The following is a 16706-nucleotide window of genomic DNA, read 5'->3' as shown; positions in this document are numbered from 1 at the left end:
GTGCTGTCTGAGCCGACGAAGCCGACTGTGCTGTCGGTACTCGAGCGTGAGCTGGGCCAGATGCGGCTGATCGCCGCGACGGAGGAGATGAGCCTGGCGCTGCAGCGCGCGAGCCGCAGCCTCTACGTGCGCGAGACGGCGGACTTCGCGTGCGCCGTCGCCGACGCCTCGGGGCGGTTCGTCGCCTACCCGCAGGGGATCGGGGTGTCCGGGTTCGTCGGTCTCGACGTGTCCGAGGCCGTGCGCGTGGTGCGCGAGCGCGAGGGCCTCGAGCCCGGCGACGTGATCCTCACGAACGACCCCTACACCTCCGGCGCGCTGTCGACCCACCTGCCCGACGTGCACGCGATCGCGCCGTACTTCGAGGGCGAGGAGGTCGTCGGGTACGGCTGGACGTTCATCCACGTGTCCGACGTCGGGGGCCGCGTGCCCTCGTCCGTGAGCGTGCGCAACGACTCGATCTTCGCCGAGGGCCTGCGGATCCCGCCGGTGAAGTACGTCGCGGCCGGGCGGCGCGTGCCGGGCGTCGAGGCGCTGCTGCGCGCGAACTCGCGCGCGGCCGAGCAGAACGACGGCGACCTGGCCGCGATGCTCGCCGCGCTGGACCGGGGGCGCGCCCGGGTGGCCGAGGTCGTGGCCGACCACCCCGGTGGGCTGGCGCAGATCGGGGAGCACGCGCGGGCGCAGACGGCGGCGCGGGCGCGGCGTGCGCTGGGCCGGCTCGCCGACGGCGGGTACCGCTTCGAGGACTACCTCGACAACGACGCCGTGAGCGACCTCCCGCTGCGGATCGCGCTGCGCGCGACGGTCGCCGGCGGGACGCTCGACCTCGACTTCACCGGGACCGATCCCCAGGTCGAGGCTGCGCTGAACATGGTGACGCAGGGGCGCGCGCACTCGTGGGTGCTCACGCGCATGTTCGCCCTGGTGGGCACGCTCGACCCGGACGTGCCGCTGAACGGCGGGCTCATGGACGTCGTGACGTTCCGGGCGCCGGAGGGCAGCGTGCTCAACGCCGTCGCGCCGGCGGCGGTCGGGGTGCGGCACGCGACGGTCTCGCGCGTGAACGACGTCGTCTCCGGCGCGCTGGTGCAGGCCGCGCCCGACGTGCTGCCGGCCGCCTCGAGCGGGCTCGTGGTCCCGGTGGTCTTCGCGCCGCGCGCGAGCGGACCGGGGAAGAACCTGCAGGTGGTCGAGCCCATGGTGGGCGGGACCGGCGCGCGCCGCGGTGCCGACGGCATCGACGGCCGTGACAGCGGCATCTCCAACCTCGCCAACAACCCGGTCGAGACGGTCGAGGCCTCGATCGGCGTGCGCGTGCTGCGCTACGCGGTGCGGCCCGACTCGGCCGGTCCCGGGCGCTGGCGCGGCGGGAGCGGGCTCGAGCTCGTCTTCGAGGCGCTCGAGCCCGGCACGCTGCTGGCGCGCGGTCTGGAGCGGACGCGGTTCCAGCCGTGGGGCGCGGCCGGCGGCGGACCGGGCGCGTGCACGGAGCTGATCGTGAACGAGGGCCGCGACGGCGAGCAGCGGCTCGTGGTCGTCGACACCGTGCCGCTGGAGGTGGGTGACACCGTCACGCTGCGGACGGCCGGCGCGGGCGGGTACGGCGACCCGTTCCTGCGGGCGCCCCAGGCGGTGCTGGCCGACGTGCTCGGGCGGCTGATCTCGGTCGGTGCCGCGGCGCGGGACTACGGGGTGGTGGTGTCCGAGGGCCTCCTCGACGAGGCGGCGACGGCGGCGCTGCGGTCGGCGCCGCGGGACGAGCGGGCGTGGTGGGGCCGGGGCGCCGCGCGGGATCGCTGGGACGCGGTGTTCGACCGCGACCTGCTCGACCACCTCGACGTGGCGCTGCGCGGGCTGGCGCCCCTGGACCGGGCGCCGCGCCGTCGGGCGCTGCTGCACGAGGTGCTGACGGGCCTGCCTGACGGCTTCCCCCGCACCGACGCCTCCGCGGCGGCCCTCACCGCCGCCCGCGCCCGAGCCACCACCCTGGTCGAGGCCCTCGCCGGGGCCACCCCCGCCGTCTGAGCCGCCCCGCCCTCCCCAACCCAGCCACCCCTGCCCTCCCCACCCCTTCGCGAGAGCTTTCCTGACCCTCCCCGAGAGCTTTTCCGACGTACCCCGAGAGGATCGCCGACCCTCCCCGAGAGGATTGCCGAACGCGTGCGGCGGCGCTGCGCCGTCGTCAGGCCCCGGGCGCACGACGGCGGAGCCCCGGCACGCCGTCGAAGTCCCGGTCCGGTGTGACGATCTCCGCGAACCCCGAGCCGAGCGCCGTCGCGGCGTGGACGGCGTCGCGACCGCCCAGCGCGCTGCGCCCGACGAGGTCGATCGCGCGAGCGAGCACCGCGTCGTCGAACTCGTGGACGTGGCACAACTCCCGGACGTCACGCACAAGCTCGACGGCGTCCGACCGCCCACCCCGTCGCATCCGGTGGAACAGCAGCTCCTGCACCGCCTCGACGCTCACGTGGATCTCGATCTCGCCGCGGGCCGCGCCCTCGAGGTACCCGCGGCAGGCCGTGCGGAGCGGGTGCTCCCCACCGACGGCGAGCGCGAGCACGGCCGTGTCGAGGAAGACGCGGGTCACCTCTCGCCCGCCGTCGCCCGCGCGGTACCCGCCTCCAGGATGGCCGCCTTGGACTCGGCCCAGTCCGGTTCGGTGCCGGCCTCCGGCGCAGCGGTGGCCTCGAGCAGACGGCGGGCCGCCGCCGCGCGGGCGTCACCACCGCCGTTCGTGGCGAAGTGCAGGTCGATGGCCGACCGGACGATCGACCCCACCGATCGGCCCGTCGCCGCCGACTCCGACTCGAGGCGTCGGAAGCGCTCGTCGTCGAGCAGCACCTGCAGCCGCTTCTCCAGGAGGGACATGCCCCGATGCTACCTGTGCAGGCCTGCACAGGTCGGCGGGGAGGGCCGCCCGGTGCGGCGGGCACAGGCCCTTCGGGCCGGCCGCTGCCGCACCGCTCAGCGGGCGGCGCGCCCCAGGTACGCCAGCATCCGCTCCTGCCTCCCCGCCCCCGCGGGCACCGCCAGCGCCGGTCCGCAGATCCCCTCCATCCGGATCGCCTCGCCCATCGCGGCGGTCGAGGCGTCCAGGAGGTCGAGCTCTGCCTCGTCCCAGACGGCACCGGCCACACCCGCACCGCCCGCACCGCCCGCCCCGCCGGCCGCCCGCGCGAGATCCCACCGGTGCACCACGACGTCGAACACGTAGAACGTCCGGAACGTCTCCCCCACCGTGCTCGGTCCGAAGAACCCGGCGTACTCGCGCGCCGCGAGCGCCGGATCGGCCAGCGCCGCGCGCACCCGGTCGGCGTGCTCCGCCCACGCCGCCGCGGGGTCCGCGAGCGGTGCTCCCTCGCCTCCCGCGACGCCCCCGTCGTCGCCGAGATCCACCTGCTCGCCGAGGAAGGCGCGCTCGGTCTCGATCAGGTGTGCGACGACGTCGCGCGCCGCCCACCCCTCGCACGGCGTGGGCGCGTCCCAGTCCGCGATGTGGCGCAGGACCTGGCGGAGGCGGTCGTCGGCGGTGGCGTACTGCGCGGCTGTGGTCGTCATGCCGCGAACCTAGCGACGCCGCGCCAGGATGGGCTTGATGAAAACCGACAGGCCCGACGGCGAGCGGCTCGGCCCCATCCGCACCGCCCACCTGCGCGACCCCGCGGACACGAGCCACACGATGGCGCGGCTGCCGCCGCCCGCGTCGGTCGCCGGCCTGGTGCGCTGGTTCTGGATCCCCGTCTGGTCGGTGCCGGCGGGGCAGGGTGTGGTGCAAAAGGTGCTGCGCTACCCGGTGCCGCTGATCGTGGTGACGTGGGAGTACGCGCGGTTCTACGGCGTCGAGAGCGGCCTGTCACGCACCACGCTGACCGGGGAGGGCTGGGCGTTCGGTCTGGCGATGCAGCCGGCGTCGGGGCGCCTGCTCGCGGGCGAGCCGATGTCGCGCTGGCGCGATCGCACCGCGGACCTCAGCGAGGTCCTCGGCGAGCGCGGCGCCGCCTTCACGGCCACCGTGCGCCGCCTCCTGGTCGACGACCCGCGCGACGCCGGGGCGCAGGCCGCCGCCGTCGAGGCCGCCCGCACCGCGCTCGAGCCGCTCCTGCCGGTCGATCCCGAGGGCGAGCTCGTCAACGACGTCGTCGAGTGGATCGAGGCGACGCCGCACGTGCGCCGCATCGAGGACCTCACCGCGCGCACGGGGCTGTCCGAGCGCTCGCTGCAGCGGCTCTTCCGCGACCGCGTCGGCCTCGGGGCGACGTGGGTGGTCCGCCGCCGACGCCTGCACGAGGCGGTCGCGCGGCTGCGCGAGGCCGCGCACGCGGCGGGCGACGGCGGACACGCCACCCTCGCCGACGTCGCGGCCGAGCTGGGCTACGCCGACCAGGCGCACCTCACGCGCGACTTCCGCAGCGTGACCGGGATGACGCCGGGGCAGTTCCTGCGGCGCGAGCGCGGGCCACGGGGCTGACGCGACACCGTCCCGGTCCGCGCCCGGGACGCCACTCCCGCACCGCGGCCCGGTGGACGACAATGTCGGCGTGACGCGCTACACCGAGTCCCGCGCGCACCGCTCCCGGCTGGTGCGGGACGTGCTGCGCGACCGCATCCTCGCGGGCGTGTACGCCGATCGGGTCCTGCCGTCGGAGGACCAGCTGGTGACCGAGTTCCAGGTCGGGCGCAACGTCGTGCGCGAGGCGCTGTCCTACCTCGTGGCCGAACGCCTCGTGCAACGCGCCCAGGGGATCGGCACACGCCCGACGTCGCACGTCGTCGTGCACGAGCTCAACTCCCTGCGCGCGATCGCCGAGGAGGGCGACACCCCCGGCGTCGGCGCCATCACCTACCGCCACCTCACCTGGCAGGAGGTGCCCGCCCTCGCGCCGGTGGCCCAGCAGCTCGGGATCGCCGTCGGAGCACCGGTGGTGCTGTGGGAGCGGCTGACGCACGGCCCGGAACCGATGGTGCTGTGGACCTCCTACCTGCCGGCGGACCTCGGTCTGCCCGCGCCGGCCGCGGTGACGCCGGGGTCCGGCGGGGGACCTTCGCCTACCTCGAGTCGCACGGCGCGGAGATCGGCGTGGCGCAGGTGCGCACGGGCGCGAGCCTGGCCGACCCGGGTGTCGCGCAGCTGCTCGAGATCCCCCGGGGTCACCCGTGATGGTGCAGCACCGCTCGACGCTGTCGCCCCAGGGCCGCGTCATCGAGGTCGCGACCGGGTACTACCGCCACGACCGCATCTACCTGCGCCACGACATCGTGCGCTCGCGCGACGGCGTCGTCCCGACCGGGCGTCCGGGTGCGGCGGACCCGTCCGATCCGTCCGGAACCGCGTCCCCCACCGCCTGACCCGCCAGCCGCGACGCCGCCACCCCCGCGACCGCGAGGGTCACCACGGACGCGACGACCACCCCCATCGGCCACGACCACCCGCCGGTCGCCGCGTGGACCAGGCCGATCGCGACGGGCCCCGCCGCACCCGCGGCGTACCCGCCGCCCTGCACGAGGGCCGACACGCGGCGCGTCACCCCCGCGTGCGGCGACACGCGCACCACGACCACGAGGACGGCGGTGAACGTCGCTCCCTGCGCCACTCCCGCCAGGACCGACCACACCCACCACGCCTGCGGCGCCGACACCATTCCCAGCGGGAACGCGATCCACAGCACCCCCACCACGGCGAAGGCCCACTCGCTGCGCGCCCGGCCCAGGAGCAGCGCCGCGAGGAGCGGGCCGACCACGCCGCCCGCCTGGAACACCGCGGCGCTGAGGCCCGACCCGACGAGGTCCGTGCCGAGCTCGTCCGCGAGCTGCGTCGGCAGCCACGCCGTCGTCCCGTAGTACCCGAACGTCTGCCCGGCGAAGCTGAGCGTGAGCAGACCCGCCACGAGGCCCGCGCGCGACCGCCCGGGCCGCCCGGGCCGCGCCGTCGCCCTCCGGCGCACGCCCGACGGCCGCCGGGGCACCGACGGCACCGCCTCCGCGCGCGGCAGCCCGCGGCGCACGCTCGGCAGCGAGAGCAGCACGCCGAGCGCCACCGCCGCCACGAGGCTCGGCACGGTCACCGCGAACCGCCACCCCACGAGCGCGGCGAGCGGTCCTGTCACCACCGTCGCACCGAGCGTGCAGGTGTTCATCACGACGACGTACGCGGTCGTCATGCGTCGGCCCCCGCGTTCTCCGCGCGTGAGCGTCACGAGCGGCACCGCGACGTTGGCGACCGTGATCGCCGCCCCGAGGAGCACGGTGCCGACCACCGCCGTCGTCCACCCCCCGCCGACCCGCACCACGAGACCGACCGCGACGAGCGCCATCGAGACCGCGAGCGCCGTCGCCACCCCCACCCGGCGGATCAGCCGCGAGGCGCCGACGGCGCTGAGCCCGAAGCACAGGACGGGGAGCGAGACGAGCAGGGCCGCGGACGCGACCGGCACGCCGAGATCGTCGCCGATCGGCCCGAGCACGGGCGCGACGGCGACGACCGGTGCCCGCAGCACCGTCCCGAGCGCGACCACCGTCCACGAGACGCGGCGCGACGACGGCGGGGGTGGGGCCGAGGCGGCCGGGTCGCCGGTCGCGAGGGGCGCCGGGGCGCTCACCCTGCCGACGAGGCCGACGAGGCCGACGAGGGCGGGCGGCGCCGGTGGTGGTCGGTCACCTCCTGCACCCGCGCGGCGAGCAGGAGCAGGTCGCGGTCGCGCCCGGGCGCCGCCACCAGCTGCGCACCGACCGGGAGGCCCGCCTCGTCGAAGCCGGCCGGGAGCGAGACCGCCGGGCAGCCCGTGAGGCTCGGCAGCGACGTGAAGCGCATGTTGGCCCGCAGGTTGTCGACCTCGACGCCGTTGATGGTCACGAGGCGCTCGCCCACCAGTGGAGCGGTGAAGGGCAGCGTCGGGCTGACGAGCACGTCGACCCGCGACCACAGGCGCTCCAGGTGGGCGCCGAGGTGCGTCCGGAACCGCTGCGCCTGCAGGTACTCGACCGCTCCGAGCTCGGCGCCGGCCAGGAGCTGCGCCAGCACGTCGGCGCCGATCAGCTCGGGGTGGTCGCGGACGCTCCGGGCGTGCACGGCGCTGGGTTCCGCGGCGTCGACGACGACGAGCGCGTCCACCATCAGCTCGAGGTCGGGCAGCGCCACCTCCTCGACCACCGCGCCGCCGTGCAGGAGGCTGCCGAGCAGCCCGAGCACCGCGAGCTCGACACCGGGCTGCAGGTCGCGCAGCGCGTGGTCGGTCAGCACGCCGACCCGCAGGCCCGCGAACGGGGCGTCGGCCGGGCCGCCGTCGGCAGGGACGAGCGGCACCGGCACCTGCGCGCCCGACGGACGACCGGCCGGCGCGTCGGCGATCACGTCCCACAGCGCCAGGCAGTCCGCGGCGCTGCGCCCCATCGGCCCGACCGTGTCGAGCGTCCAGGCCAGCGGGACGACGCCGTCGGTCGGGATCGCGCCGAGCGTGGGCCGCAGCCCCGTGAGGTTGGTGACGGCGCTCGGCAGGCGGACAGACCCGCCCGTGTCCGTGCCGATCCCGACGGGCACGACGCCCGCGGCCACCGCGGCCGCCGTGCCCCCGCTCGACCCGGCCGCGACGCGCGCCGGGTCCCACGGGTTGCGGCACGTGCCGAGGTGGGGGTTGTCGGTGGTCCCGCCCCAGGCCAGCTCGTGCATGTTCGTCCGGCCGACGACGACGGCGCCCGCCGCCTCGAGCCGCGCCGTCACCGTGGCGTCCGCGGGCGCCGGGACGTCCGGCAGCACGCGGGAGCCGGCACGGTTGGCCAGCCCGGCCTGCGCGACGTTGTCCTTCAGCACGATCGGGACGCCGTGCAGCGGGCCCAGGGGCGCCGCGCCGTCGAGCCGCGCCGCGCGAGCGAGGGCGCGCTCGCCGTCGACCGACGCGAACGCGGCCAGGTGCTCGACCTCGGTCGCGCGCGCGAGCGCCGCCCCGACCAGCTCGGTCGACGTCGCACCCGCCTCCAAGAGTGCACGCGCCTGGGCCACGGTGTCGAGGCCCGCCGCGAGACCGTGGTCGAGGCCCGTGCCCGGCGCGGTCATCTGGCCACCTCGTCGCAGGCGGTGAGCGGCGCGAACACGACCGCGGGCGGGAGTGCGAGATCCAGCTCCGCCACCCGGGTGGCGACGGCGTCGGCGCCCGCGCGCCAGGCCACGGCGAGCGCACGGACGTCGTCGGCGAGGTTCGACGGCGTCGGCGTCGCCGCGGGTGTCGGCAAGCGGTGGTCGCTCGGAGTCATGGGCTCGGTGCTCCTTCTCGTGCGGCGGGCCGTCGGGGGACCGCACACGGTCCCCCGACGGCCCCGGCTCGCGGTCAGTCCTGCTCGGCGATCGCGGCGTGGGCGGCCTGCGCCAGCTCCACGTCCACGTTGTTCTCGTAGGAGGTCGCGTCCGAGGGGTAGGCCTGGACGTTCTCCACCAGCAGCGCGATCTCGAGGTTGTTGTCCCACGCCTCCTGCGTGACCAGGACGTCCTCGGGGTAGCCCTTCGCCTCGATCATCCGCATCACGGCCGCCTCGACCGTCGCGGGGTCGAGGTCCGGGAAGTACTTCTCCGCCGTCGCGACGGCGGCCTCCGGGTCGGCGTAGATAGCCGTGGACGCCCGCTGGAAGGCGGTCACCGTGCCGAGGGCGGCCTCGGGGTTCTCCTCGATCCAGGAGGGCAGGCCCGTGAGGCTGGAGAACGCGAAGGGCGAGCGCGAGGGATCCTCCGAGAAGGAGTAGACGACGTTCAGCCCCTCGCTCTCGCCCTGGCTGATCTGCGGCTCGACGGCGAGGGCGTAGTCCGCCTGCCCGCTCGCCACGGCCGCGAGCTCGTTGCCGATCGGGACGTTGACGAGCGTGACGTCCTCGAGCCCGTGCTCCTCGATCATCAGCGTCATGAGGGCCCAGGTCGTGTCGGGCTGCGGGCTGACGACCACGCGCTTGCCGTTCAGCAGCTCGAGGTCGTCCTGCAGCGGCGCCGGGTCGGAGCCGAGGATGAAGACGGTCGGCGCGTTCTGGATGCCGGCGACGACGACGCCCTCGCCGCCCGCCTCGCGCGCCTTGGGCACGAAGACGGGGTCCTGGATGGAGAACTCGGCCGAGCCGCCGAGCACGGCCGACCACGACTGGGTCCCGCCGCCCCCGGTGGCGATCTCGACGTCGATCCCCTCCTGCTCGAAGAAGCCCTGGTCCTCCGCCACGTACAGCGGCAGGTAGAGCAGCGACTGGAAGGCCTGGTTGATGCGGACGGTGGAGGTGCCGCCGTCGGCCGCGCCACCACCGGCGGACGTGGAGGCGTCGGACCCGGCGCAGGCTCCGAGGGCCAGGGCGCCGACGGCGGCGATCGCCGCGAGGAGACGGGTGCGGGTGCGGTGCATGGTCACTGACCGGTCCTTTCCCACGAGAGCAGGGAGCGCTCGAGGAGGTTGACGAGGAACGAGAGGAGCAGGACGATCGCCATCACCATCACGAGGCCGGCGAGGACGATGTTGACGGCGAAGCTGGAGCTGCCGAGCAGGATCATGTGACCCACCCCGGCGTTGGAGGAGATGTACTCCCCGATCACGGCGCCGACGACGGCGAAGCCGACGTTCAGCTTGAGACCCTGGATCACCCAGGGCAGGGCGCCCGGGACGACCACCTTGCGGAAGATCTGCCCCTGGCTCGCCCCGAACGAGCGCATGAGGTTCACCTGGTCGACGTCGGCGCGCTGCGCCCCGCGGTAGGCGTTGGTCAGCGAGACCACGACGCACGAGAACGCGACGATCATGACCTTCGACAGCAGGCCGGTGCCGAACCAGATGATCGTCATCGGTGCGATCGCGAGAACCGGGATCGCACCGATCGCGGCGATGAACGGCGCGCTGTAGTCGGCGACGAGCCGGGAGTACCACAGGCCGAGCCCGAGCAGCGAGCCGCCGACGGCGCCGAGCAGGTAGCCCAGCACGATCTCGGTCATCGTGACCCTGACGTCGTTCGCCAGGGCGCCGTCCGCGGCCCGGCGCACCAGGGACTCCACGACCGCGCCGGGGCTGGAGAACAGGAACGGGTTGATCACGCCGCTGCGCGCGGCGACCTCCCAGGCGGCCAGGAGGACGGCCACGGTGGCCAGCTGCGCGAGCGAGAGCGTGAAGCGCCGCGACCCGGCGGACCGCCGCGCCGGCACGGTGCGGCGCACGGCGGGCGCCGGTCGCTCGCCCGACGGCGCGGTCGCGGTCGGCTCGGCGGCGCCGACGGCGCCGGTCTCGCTGCCTCGGATCGCGGTCATCGGGCCACCTCCGTCAGGGGGTCGAGATCGGGCGACCGATACCGCGCCAGATCTGCTCGTAGTAGTCGTTGAAGCGGGGCGAGAGGCGCCGTTCCTCGATGCGGGTGGAGTCGACCTCGAGGTCGACGCGGATCTCGTCCGTGATCCGCCCGGGTCGCGCCTCCAGCACGTAGACGCGGTCGGAGAGCGTCACGGCCTCCTCGATGTCGTGCGTCACGAAGACCACGGCCTTGCCGGCCTCGCGCACGGTCCGCAGGAGCTCGCTCTCGAGCTCGATCTTCAGCGGGTAGTCGAGCGCCTTGTAGGCCTCGTCCATGAGGATGACCTGCGGGTCCAGCACCATCGTCCGCATGAGCGCGGCTCGCTGCCGCATACCGCCCGAGACCTCACCGGGGTAGCGGTCCTCGAACCCGGTCATGCCGTACTCGGCGAACAGCGCGCGGGCCTTCTCGTGCGCCTCCGCCTTCGGGGTGCGGCGCACCTCCAGGCCGAGCACGACGTTGCCCAGCATCGTGCGCCACGGCAGCAGCAGGTCCTTCTGCAGGACGTAGCCGATCTCGGGCGACGTCGTACCCGTGGTGTCCTCGCCGCGCACCAGCACCGAGCCGTAGGTGGGGGCAGCAGCCCGGTGAGGATGTTGAACAGCGTGGACTTGCCGCACCCGGACGGGCCGACGAAGGTGACGAGCTCACCCGGGTCGATGTGGAAGGAGAGGTCGCGCAGGACCTCGGTCTCGCCGCCCGGGACGTCGTAGTGCTTCCCGATCTGACGCGCCTCGATGATGTGTGCCATGGGTCTCCCTGAGGGTTCGCCGGTCGCCGTCAGACGACGTCGGCGGGGATCTGGGGTCGGTGGTCCTTGAGGAACTGGTAGCCGAGGTAGCCGACGGTGCGGGCGTGGGTCGCCTCCGCCGTCGTGTCCGCGGTGAGCACCGCGAGGCCCGGTGAGGCGCCCGTGGAGGCGCGGACGGCGCCGTCGGGCGCGACGATCTGGCTCAGACCCGGGTAGGTGAAGTCGCCCAGCGTGCCGATCATGTTCGAGGAGATGAACCACGACTGGTTCTCCAGCGCCCGGATCCGGCCGAACATCGTGAGGTACTCGGACATGCGGTCCTGCTCGGGCGGGACCTCCGTGTCGGCCACGGCCCACGCCGTCGGCATCACGAGGTAGTCGGCGCGGGCCAGGGCGAGCGCTCTCGTGGACTCGGGGAAGACTAGGTCGTAGCAGATGAGGAGGCCGATGCGGCCGATCGGCGTCGAGAAGACGCGGAAGTTCTCGCCCGGGTGGTAGATGTGCTTCTCGTCGCCGGGCTGGTGCACCTTGCGGTAGGAGCCGAGGATGCCGCTGGGCCCGACGAGGGCGGCCGAGTTGAACAGCACCTCGGGGCGCCACTCGTCGCGCTCGGTGAACCCGACCACGACGTGGATGTCGTGCCGGCGCGCGGCGTCGGCGATCGCGTGGAGCGCCTCGCCGTCGCTGAGCCTCTCGGCGTTCGCGACCTGGTAGCTCGTGTGCTCGAGGTCGTAGCGCGTCAGGCTCGGCAGGTAGCCCTGCAGGCACTGCTCGGGTAGCGCGAGGAGCCGGGCGCCGTGACCGGCGGCCTCCTCGACGAGCGCGAGGGCGCGCTCCAGGTTGCTGGAGGGGTCGTAGGTCGAGGCCATGGATGCCGTGGCCAGGGTCTGCACCGGTGTCTCCTTCCCGTGGGGGGCGGAGCGTCCGACGCGATCCGCGACACGACTGTGACGCGGTCGTGTGACGGCGACGTCTCGTTTCGTCGTCGCTGAGTTACGCCACCCCGTGGCGTGACCGGCAGGCCTGTGACCTGCATCGATGCACCCTCGGGACCTTGCTGCGCCAGCGATCTCGTCCGCGAGAGGACTGCCGACCTACCCCGAGAGGTTTGCCGATTTGTGCCGGGAGGACTACGCCTCAGCGCACCGCGAGCTCGTGCGGCACCACGATGCGCCCGCCCGGCGGGACTGCGTGGCGGCCCGCGATCACGTCGAGGATCAGCGCGCTGGCACGGGCGACACCGGAGTCCACGGACGTCAGCGGCGGCACGGTGAAGCGGCTCTCGTCGATGTTGTCGTACCCCACGAGCATCACGTCGTCCGGCACCCGGATGCCGTGCATCCCCAGGGTGTGGAGCGCGCCGAAGGCGAGCGAGTCGGTGAAGCAGAACACGCCGTCGAACTCCACGCCCCGCGAGATGAGCTCCTCGATCGCGTGCGAGCCCTCGGCGCGGTTGTAGCGCTCCACCTCGACCGTGAGGGCGGGGTCGACGTCGATCCCCGCCTCCGCGAGCGCGCGGCGGTACCCCTCGAACCGGAGCACGGCCGTGTCGGCCACGCGCGACTGCAGGCCGATCGCGGCGATCCGACGGCGGCCGGCCGCCAGCAGGTGCTGCGTCGCGTCCCGGGCCGCGGCGGCGTTGTCCGGGCCGACGTGGCACACCGTGTCCGAGGCCAGCCCCTCCCCGTGCTCGCCGATCAGCACGAGCGGGGCGGTGCTGCGCCGCTCGGCGACGTCCTGCGCGGTGACCGCGAGCGGGCTGAGCACGAGACCGTCGAGCGCGGGCAGGTTGGCGCCCTCGAGCACGTCGAGCTCGACGGCGCGCGACCCCTTGCTCTGCGTGAGGAGCACGGTGAGTCCGCGCAGCTGGGCGGTGCTGACCAGCTGCGAGGCGAGCTCGGCGAAGTAGGGCTCCTGGAGGTTCGGGATGCACAGGCCGAGCAGCCCGCTCGACCCGCTGCGGAGCTGGCGGGCCGCGAGGTTCGGCCGGTAGCCGAGGTCGTCGATCGCGGCGAGCACGCGGGCGCGCACGGCGTCACCGACCCACCCGGTGCCGTTCACGACGTTGGAGACGGTCTTGGTGCTGACCCCCACCCGCTCGGCGACGTCGACGAGGCGTACCCGCGCCATCTGGCTCCCTCCACCTCTCCGACGACCCCGGACGGGCGATCCGTACGCCCGACCGGTGCGGGCGCGACCGCGCGCCCACCCCGACCCTACCGACACCCGCGATCCGCGCCACCGCAACGATCTCGCGGCTGGTGGGCGGCGCGTCAGCGCTCCCGGGACCGTGTGCTACGCTCCCACAACACATTCAGTTCAACGTCGAACTACGGGCCGGACGAACATACGGATCCCGGAGGTCGACACTGTCGCCGTGCGTCGTCATTCAACGTCGTACGAGGAGGATCTCATGAGAACACTCGGTGGGCGGTGGACCCCGTACCTCTACGTCGCACCCGTGGTCCTCATCGCCGGCGGGTTGCTCTACTACTCCATCGCCTTCGCGTTCTACGCGAGCACGACGGAGTGGAACGGGCTGACGTCGATGGACTTCGTCGGTCTGGGCAACTTCGTCCAGATGTTCTCCGACCGCACGTTCCACATCGCGCTGCGCAACACGGCGATCTTCATGGTCGTGACGGTGACGCTGCAGGCGGTGCTGGGGCTCCTGGTGGCGGTGATCGCCAAGGAGCGGCTCCCCGGGAGCAACATCTTCAAGGCGATCTTCTTCCTCCCGATCGCCATGGCCCCCGCCATCATCGCCACGGTCTTCAAGTTCATCTTCGAGGCCAACTACGGCTCGCTGAACGAGACCCTGCGCGCCCTCGGCCTGCTCGGCGAGGGCGAGATCATCGCGTGGCTGGGCGCCGACCTCGGCATCCTGTCCATCGCGATCATCGGGATCTTCTCGTGGATGGGCTTCTCGATGATGGTCTACTACGCCGGCCTGATGTCCATCCCGGGCGAGCTGTACGAGGCCGCCGAGATCGACGGCGCCGGATGGTGGCGCCGTCTGTTCGCCATCTCGATCCCGTCGCTGCGCGGCACGACGAACGTGCTGATCCTGCTCGGGATCGTCGGCTCGCTGAAGACGTTCGACACCGTGTGGCTGACCACCCAGGGCGGCCCCGGCGTCTCGACGCACGTGCTCAGCACGTTCCTCTACCAGGAGCGGCAGAACCGCCAGGCCGGGTACTCCTCGGCGATCGGCGTCGTCATCCTCGTGCTCGCCTTCGCGCTCGCACTGGTCCAGATCCGCCTCTCGAACCGGGAGAAGTAAGCCGTGCGCAAGAAGCGTCTCGTCGCGTGGACCGCGATGTACCTGGCCGTGGGCCTGCTGGTGGCGATGTGGATGTACCCGATCGTCGTCGCAATCGTGCGGTCCTTCGCCGTCGGCGGCTGGGGCAACTACGCCGCGGTCCTGGACCACCCCCGCTTCGACTACTGGGCGGCGATCGGCAACAGCTTCCTGCTCGCCGGCGGGTCCACCCTCGTGATCGTGGCGATCGCCAGTGCGGCGGCCTTCGCGTTCTCGAAGATGCAGTTCCGCGGGCGCACGCTGATCTATCGCGGCCTGCTGATCTGCCTGGCCGTCCCGGTCGCCTCCGTGGTCACGCCGCTGTTCGCGACCATCAACTCGATCGGTCTGCGCGGCACGTACATCGGCGTGATCCTGCCGCTGGTGGCCTTCAACGTCGTCGTGATGCTGCTCCTCATGCGCAACCACTTCGACGGCATCCCGCACGAGCTCGTCGAGGCCGCCACCCTGGACGGCGCCTCCATGTTCGGCATCTTCTGGCGGATCTTCCTGCCGCTGAGCGGTGCCGCGCTCGCCACCATCGCCGTGCTGTCGTTCGTGTACTCGTGGAACGAGTACCTGCTGCCGAACCTGCTCATCTCCGACCCCGGCATGTACCCGGTCACCCAGGCCGTCGCGCTGCTGCAGTTCGAGCGCATGAGCCAGGAGCAGATCGGCCAGCTCTACGCCGGCCTCATCCTCATGACGATCCCCTCGGTGATCGTCTACCTCTTCAGCCAGCGGTACCTCCAGGCGGGCATCACCGCCGGCGCCGTCAAGAGCTGACCCCCCACCCGAACCGGCCCCGGCCGCTCGACCTTGAGCACCCGCTCGTCATCGATCAAGGAGGATTCATGAACCCCGTCCGACCCCGGCGCCTGCGCGCCACCAGCCTCGCGGCCGCCACCCTCACCGGCGTCCTCGTCCTGTCCGCGTGCGGCGGCGGCTCCGACTCGGGCGACGGCGTCGCCGAGGACGGGAGCGTCACCCTCACCTTCCGCACGTGGATCCCGTCCGCCGAGCAGTGGGCGCCGATCGTCGAGGCGTTCGAGGCCGAGAACCCCGACATCACGATCGACTTCCAGGGCGCCGACGGCGCGAGCAACTACCTGGGCGAGCTCGACAACCTCATCCTCGCGGGCGAGGTGCCGGACATCTACGGCATCCAGACCTCCTCGGCGTTCGACGACTACGCGGAGTACGCGCTCGACACCTCCGAGTACGCCGCCGACTGGATCGACGGCATCAAGCCCGAGCTGCTCGAGTCCACGACGACGGAGGACGGCACCGTCGCGGCGCTCCCGATCCTCACGGCCGGCTCGGAGTTCTACCTCTACAACGAGACGCTGATCTCCGAGCTCGGGCTCGAGCTCCCGACGTCGATGGACGAGGTGCAGGCCTTCAGCCGGGCGGCGCGCGACGCCGGGTACACGCCGTTCGCGATGGGCGCGGCCGACGCGTGGCACGCGTCGGACTTCTTCGTGTGGCTGAGCACCCAGTTCGGCGACGGCGAGGACGTCTACGCCGCCGCCGCGGGCGACGTGCCGTGGGACTCCGACGCGCTGGTGGAGGCCGCCACCACGTGGCAGGGCCTCTTCTCGGACGGCGTGTTCCAGGACGGCGCCACCTCCACCGTGACCTACCCGGCCGCGCGGGACGACTACTTCATGGCGCGGCGCGCGCTCGCGATGCCGACCGGTTCGTGGCACGTCAGCGCCACCCTGGCCGGCAACTCCGAGACGCCGGGCAGCGCGGTCGCGGACGACGTCCTCGGGATGGCGCCGTTCCCGACGCTCGGGGAGAACGAGGCGGAGCCGACCACCGGCGTCGACTACGCCATGGCGCTGAGCTACGAGCTCGAGGGCGCGAAGCTCGACGCCGCGGCGAAGTTCGCGGAGTTCCTCGCCGTCGGCGAGGGGCAGCAGATCTGGGTGGACATGATGCAGGGCTTCCCGGCCGCGCAGGACGTGACCGTGGAGCTGGGCGACGGCGAGACCGAGACCGCGCTCGCGAGCGTCGAGCTGGTGACACAGTCGCTGGCCGACGCCACGCACCCGCGCAAGCTCGCCTCCCCGACGAACGACGGGCTCGAGACGGACCTCGGCATCGTGCTGCAGAACATCGCCAACGGCGCCGACCCCGCCTCGGAGCTGCGCACGCTGGGCTGAGCCCCGCCCGCTCCTCGCACGTCGACCGCGCCCCGGTCCCGCCCTCACCGGCGGGCCCGGGGCGCCGTCGTCCCCGAGGGGTTCCCGGGAGCCCGCGAGGTACTTGTGGGGTCCCACAGAGCCCTCGCAGAGACAGCGCGGAGCCCCGCCGGCCGGGAGGCCGACGGGACTCCGTCGTCGGGGGCGC

At 73.4% G+C, this 16706-nt stretch carries 16 protein-coding genes and 2 pseudogenes; 7 read left to right on the top strand and 11 right to left on the bottom strand.

Features of this window, described 5'->3' with window-relative positions:
• Positions 1-2028 (top strand): hydantoinase B/oxoprolinase family protein, encoded by a 2028-nt coding sequence (locus QQK22_RS15425; protein ID WP_284251835.1) that lies wholly within the window; start codon positions 1-3, stop codon positions 2026-2028.
• A gap of 157 nt (positions 2029-2185) precedes the next feature.
• Here the strand turns inward: QQK22_RS15425 and QQK22_RS15420 are convergent, their stop codons facing one another.
• From QQK22_RS15420 to QQK22_RS15410, 3 genes are all read right to left on the bottom strand, one after another.
• On the bottom strand, positions 2186-2590 hold the full coding sequence (locus tag QQK22_RS15420) for a type II toxin-antitoxin system VapC family toxin (RefSeq protein ID WP_284251834.1): 405 nt from the start codon (positions 2588-2590) through the stop codon (positions 2186-2188).
• On the bottom strand, positions 2587-2871 hold the full coding sequence (locus QQK22_RS15415) for a hypothetical protein (protein ID WP_284251833.1): 285 nt from the start codon (positions 2869-2871) through the stop codon (positions 2587-2589). The genes QQK22_RS15420 and QQK22_RS15415 overlap by 4 nt, the downstream gene beginning before the upstream one ends.
• Before the next feature lie 96 nt (positions 2872-2967).
• A complete protein-coding gene (locus tag QQK22_RS15410) occupies positions 2968-3561 on the bottom strand; it encodes a TIGR03086 family metal-binding protein (RefSeq protein ID WP_284251832.1) in 594 nt (197 codons plus the stop codon).
• A gap of 37 nt (positions 3562-3598) precedes the next feature.
• On the opposite strand from QQK22_RS15410, the gene QQK22_RS15405 reads away from it, so the two are divergent.
• The 3 genes and pseudogenes from QQK22_RS15405 (at position 3599) to QQK22_RS15400 (ending at position 5161) form a co-directional block, all read left to right on the top strand.
• Positions 3599-4471 (top strand): AraC family transcriptional regulator, encoded by an 873-nt coding sequence (locus tag QQK22_RS15405; RefSeq protein WP_284251831.1) that lies wholly within the window; start codon positions 3599-3601, stop codon positions 4469-4471.
• 52 nt (positions 4472-4523) lie between these two features.
• Positions 4524-4745 (top strand): annotated as a pseudogene (locus tag QQK22_RS19410) (GntR family transcriptional regulator); the annotation flags it as partial.
• Positions 4746-4969: 224 nt separating this feature from the next.
• Positions 4970-5161, top strand: a complete 192-nt coding sequence (locus tag QQK22_RS15400; RefSeq protein ID WP_284251830.1) for a UTRA domain-containing protein — start codon at positions 4970-4972, stop codon at positions 5159-5161.
• A gap of 79 nt (positions 5162-5240) precedes the next feature.
• Here QQK22_RS15400 and QQK22_RS15395 read toward each other — a convergent pair whose 3' ends face one another.
• The 8 genes and pseudogenes from QQK22_RS15395 to QQK22_RS15360 all read right to left on the bottom strand — a co-directional run bounded on the left by QQK22_RS15395 (position 5241) and on the right by QQK22_RS15360 (position 13180).
• Positions 5241-6599, bottom strand: coding sequence for an MFS transporter (locus tag QQK22_RS15395; RefSeq protein WP_284251829.1), 1359 nt, complete (start codon positions 6597-6599; stop codon positions 5241-5243).
• The gene (locus tag QQK22_RS15390) at positions 6596-8050 is read right to left on the bottom strand and encodes an amidase (RefSeq protein WP_284251828.1); all 1455 of its coding nucleotides are present in this window, start codon (positions 8048-8050) and stop codon (positions 6596-6598) included. Before QQK22_RS15390 ends, QQK22_RS15395 begins: the two co-directional genes overlap by 4 nt.
• Positions 8047-8247 (bottom strand): hypothetical protein, encoded by a 201-nt coding sequence (locus QQK22_RS15385; protein ID WP_284251827.1) that lies wholly within the window; start codon positions 8245-8247, stop codon positions 8047-8049. The genes QQK22_RS15390 and QQK22_RS15385 overlap by 4 nt, the downstream gene beginning before the upstream one ends.
• A gap of 74 nt (positions 8248-8321) precedes the next feature.
• Complete coding sequence (locus tag QQK22_RS15380; RefSeq protein WP_284252788.1) at positions 8322-9368, bottom strand: ABC transporter substrate-binding protein; 1047 nt, start codon at positions 9366-9368, stop codon at positions 8322-8324.
• A 2-nt stretch (positions 9369-9370) separates the two neighbouring features.
• Positions 9371-10258 (bottom strand): ABC transporter permease, encoded by an 888-nt coding sequence (locus tag QQK22_RS15375; RefSeq protein ID WP_284251826.1) that lies wholly within the window; start codon positions 10256-10258, stop codon positions 9371-9373.
• Between the two features lie 13 nt (positions 10259-10271).
• Positions 10272-11050 (bottom strand): annotated as a pseudogene (locus QQK22_RS15370) (ABC transporter ATP-binding protein).
• A gap of 29 nt (positions 11051-11079) precedes the next feature.
• Complete coding sequence (locus QQK22_RS15365) at positions 11080-11943, bottom strand: carbon-nitrogen hydrolase family protein (RefSeq protein WP_284251825.1); 864 nt, start codon at positions 11941-11943, stop codon at positions 11080-11082.
• A gap of 244 nt (positions 11944-12187) precedes the next feature.
• A complete protein-coding gene (locus QQK22_RS15360) occupies positions 12188-13180 on the bottom strand; it encodes a LacI family DNA-binding transcriptional regulator (RefSeq protein ID WP_284251824.1) in 993 nt (330 codons plus the stop codon).
• Between the two features lie 283 nt (positions 13181-13463).
• Here QQK22_RS15360 and QQK22_RS15355 point away from each other — a divergent pair, with 283 nt between their 5' ends.
• The 3 genes from QQK22_RS15355 (at position 13464) to QQK22_RS15345 (ending at position 16519) form a co-directional block, all read left to right on the top strand.
• Positions 13464-14333, top strand: a complete 870-nt coding sequence (locus QQK22_RS15355) for a carbohydrate ABC transporter permease (protein ID WP_284251823.1) — start codon at positions 13464-13466, stop codon at positions 14331-14333.
• Positions 14334-14336: 3 nt separating this feature from the next.
• Complete coding sequence (locus tag QQK22_RS15350) at positions 14337-15137, top strand: carbohydrate ABC transporter permease (RefSeq protein ID WP_284251822.1); 801 nt, start codon at positions 14337-14339, stop codon at positions 15135-15137.
• A gap of 68 nt (positions 15138-15205) precedes the next feature.
• Positions 15206-16519: an ABC transporter substrate-binding protein gene (locus tag QQK22_RS15345; protein ID WP_284251821.1), complete on the top strand. Its 1314-nt coding sequence runs from the start codon at positions 15206-15208 to the stop codon at positions 16517-16519.
• Positions 16520-16706: the final 187 nt, after the last annotated feature.

Source organism: Litorihabitans aurantiacus (genome assembly GCF_030161595.1).
GTDB classification, from domain to species: domain Bacteria; phylum Actinomycetota; class Actinomycetes; order Actinomycetales; family Beutenbergiaceae; genus Litorihabitans; species Litorihabitans aurantiacus.
This window is presented reverse-complemented; position numbering and strand designations above follow the sequence as displayed.

Coding starts and splice junctions, on each gene's coding strand:
- QQK22_RS15375 (WP_284251826.1), bottom strand. CDS start 10,258: ATGACCGCGATCCGAGGCAGCGAGACCGGCGCCGTCGGCGCCGCCGAG.
- QQK22_RS15355 (WP_284251823.1), top strand. CDS start 13,464: ATGAGAACACTCGGTGGGCGGTGGACCCCGTACCTCTACGTCGCACCC.
- QQK22_RS15385 (WP_284251827.1), bottom strand. CDS start 8,247: ATGACTCCGAGCGACCACCGCTTGCCGACACCCGCGGCGACGCCGACG.
- QQK22_RS15415 (WP_284251833.1), bottom strand. CDS start 2,871: ATGTCCCTCCTGGAGAAGCGGCTGCAGGTGCTGCTCGACGACGAGCGC.
- QQK22_RS15390 (WP_284251828.1), bottom strand. CDS start 8,050: ATGACCGCGCCGGGCACGGGCCTCGACCACGGTCTCGCGGCGGGCCTC.
- QQK22_RS15410 (WP_284251832.1), bottom strand. CDS start 3,561: ATGACGACCACAGCCGCGCAGTACGCCACCGCCGACGACCGCCTCCGC.
- QQK22_RS15405 (WP_284251831.1), top strand. CDS start 3,599: ATGAAAACCGACAGGCCCGACGGCGAGCGGCTCGGCCCCATCCGCACC.
- QQK22_RS15360 (WP_284251824.1), bottom strand. CDS start 13,180: ATGGCGCGGGTACGCCTCGTCGACGTCGCCGAGCGGGTGGGGGTCAGC.
- QQK22_RS15380 (WP_284252788.1), bottom strand. CDS start 9,368: ATGCACCGCACCCGCACCCGTCTCCTCGCGGCGATCGCCGCCGTCGGC.
- QQK22_RS15345 (WP_284251821.1), top strand. CDS start 15,206: ATGAACCCCGTCCGACCCCGGCGCCTGCGCGCCACCAGCCTCGCGGCC.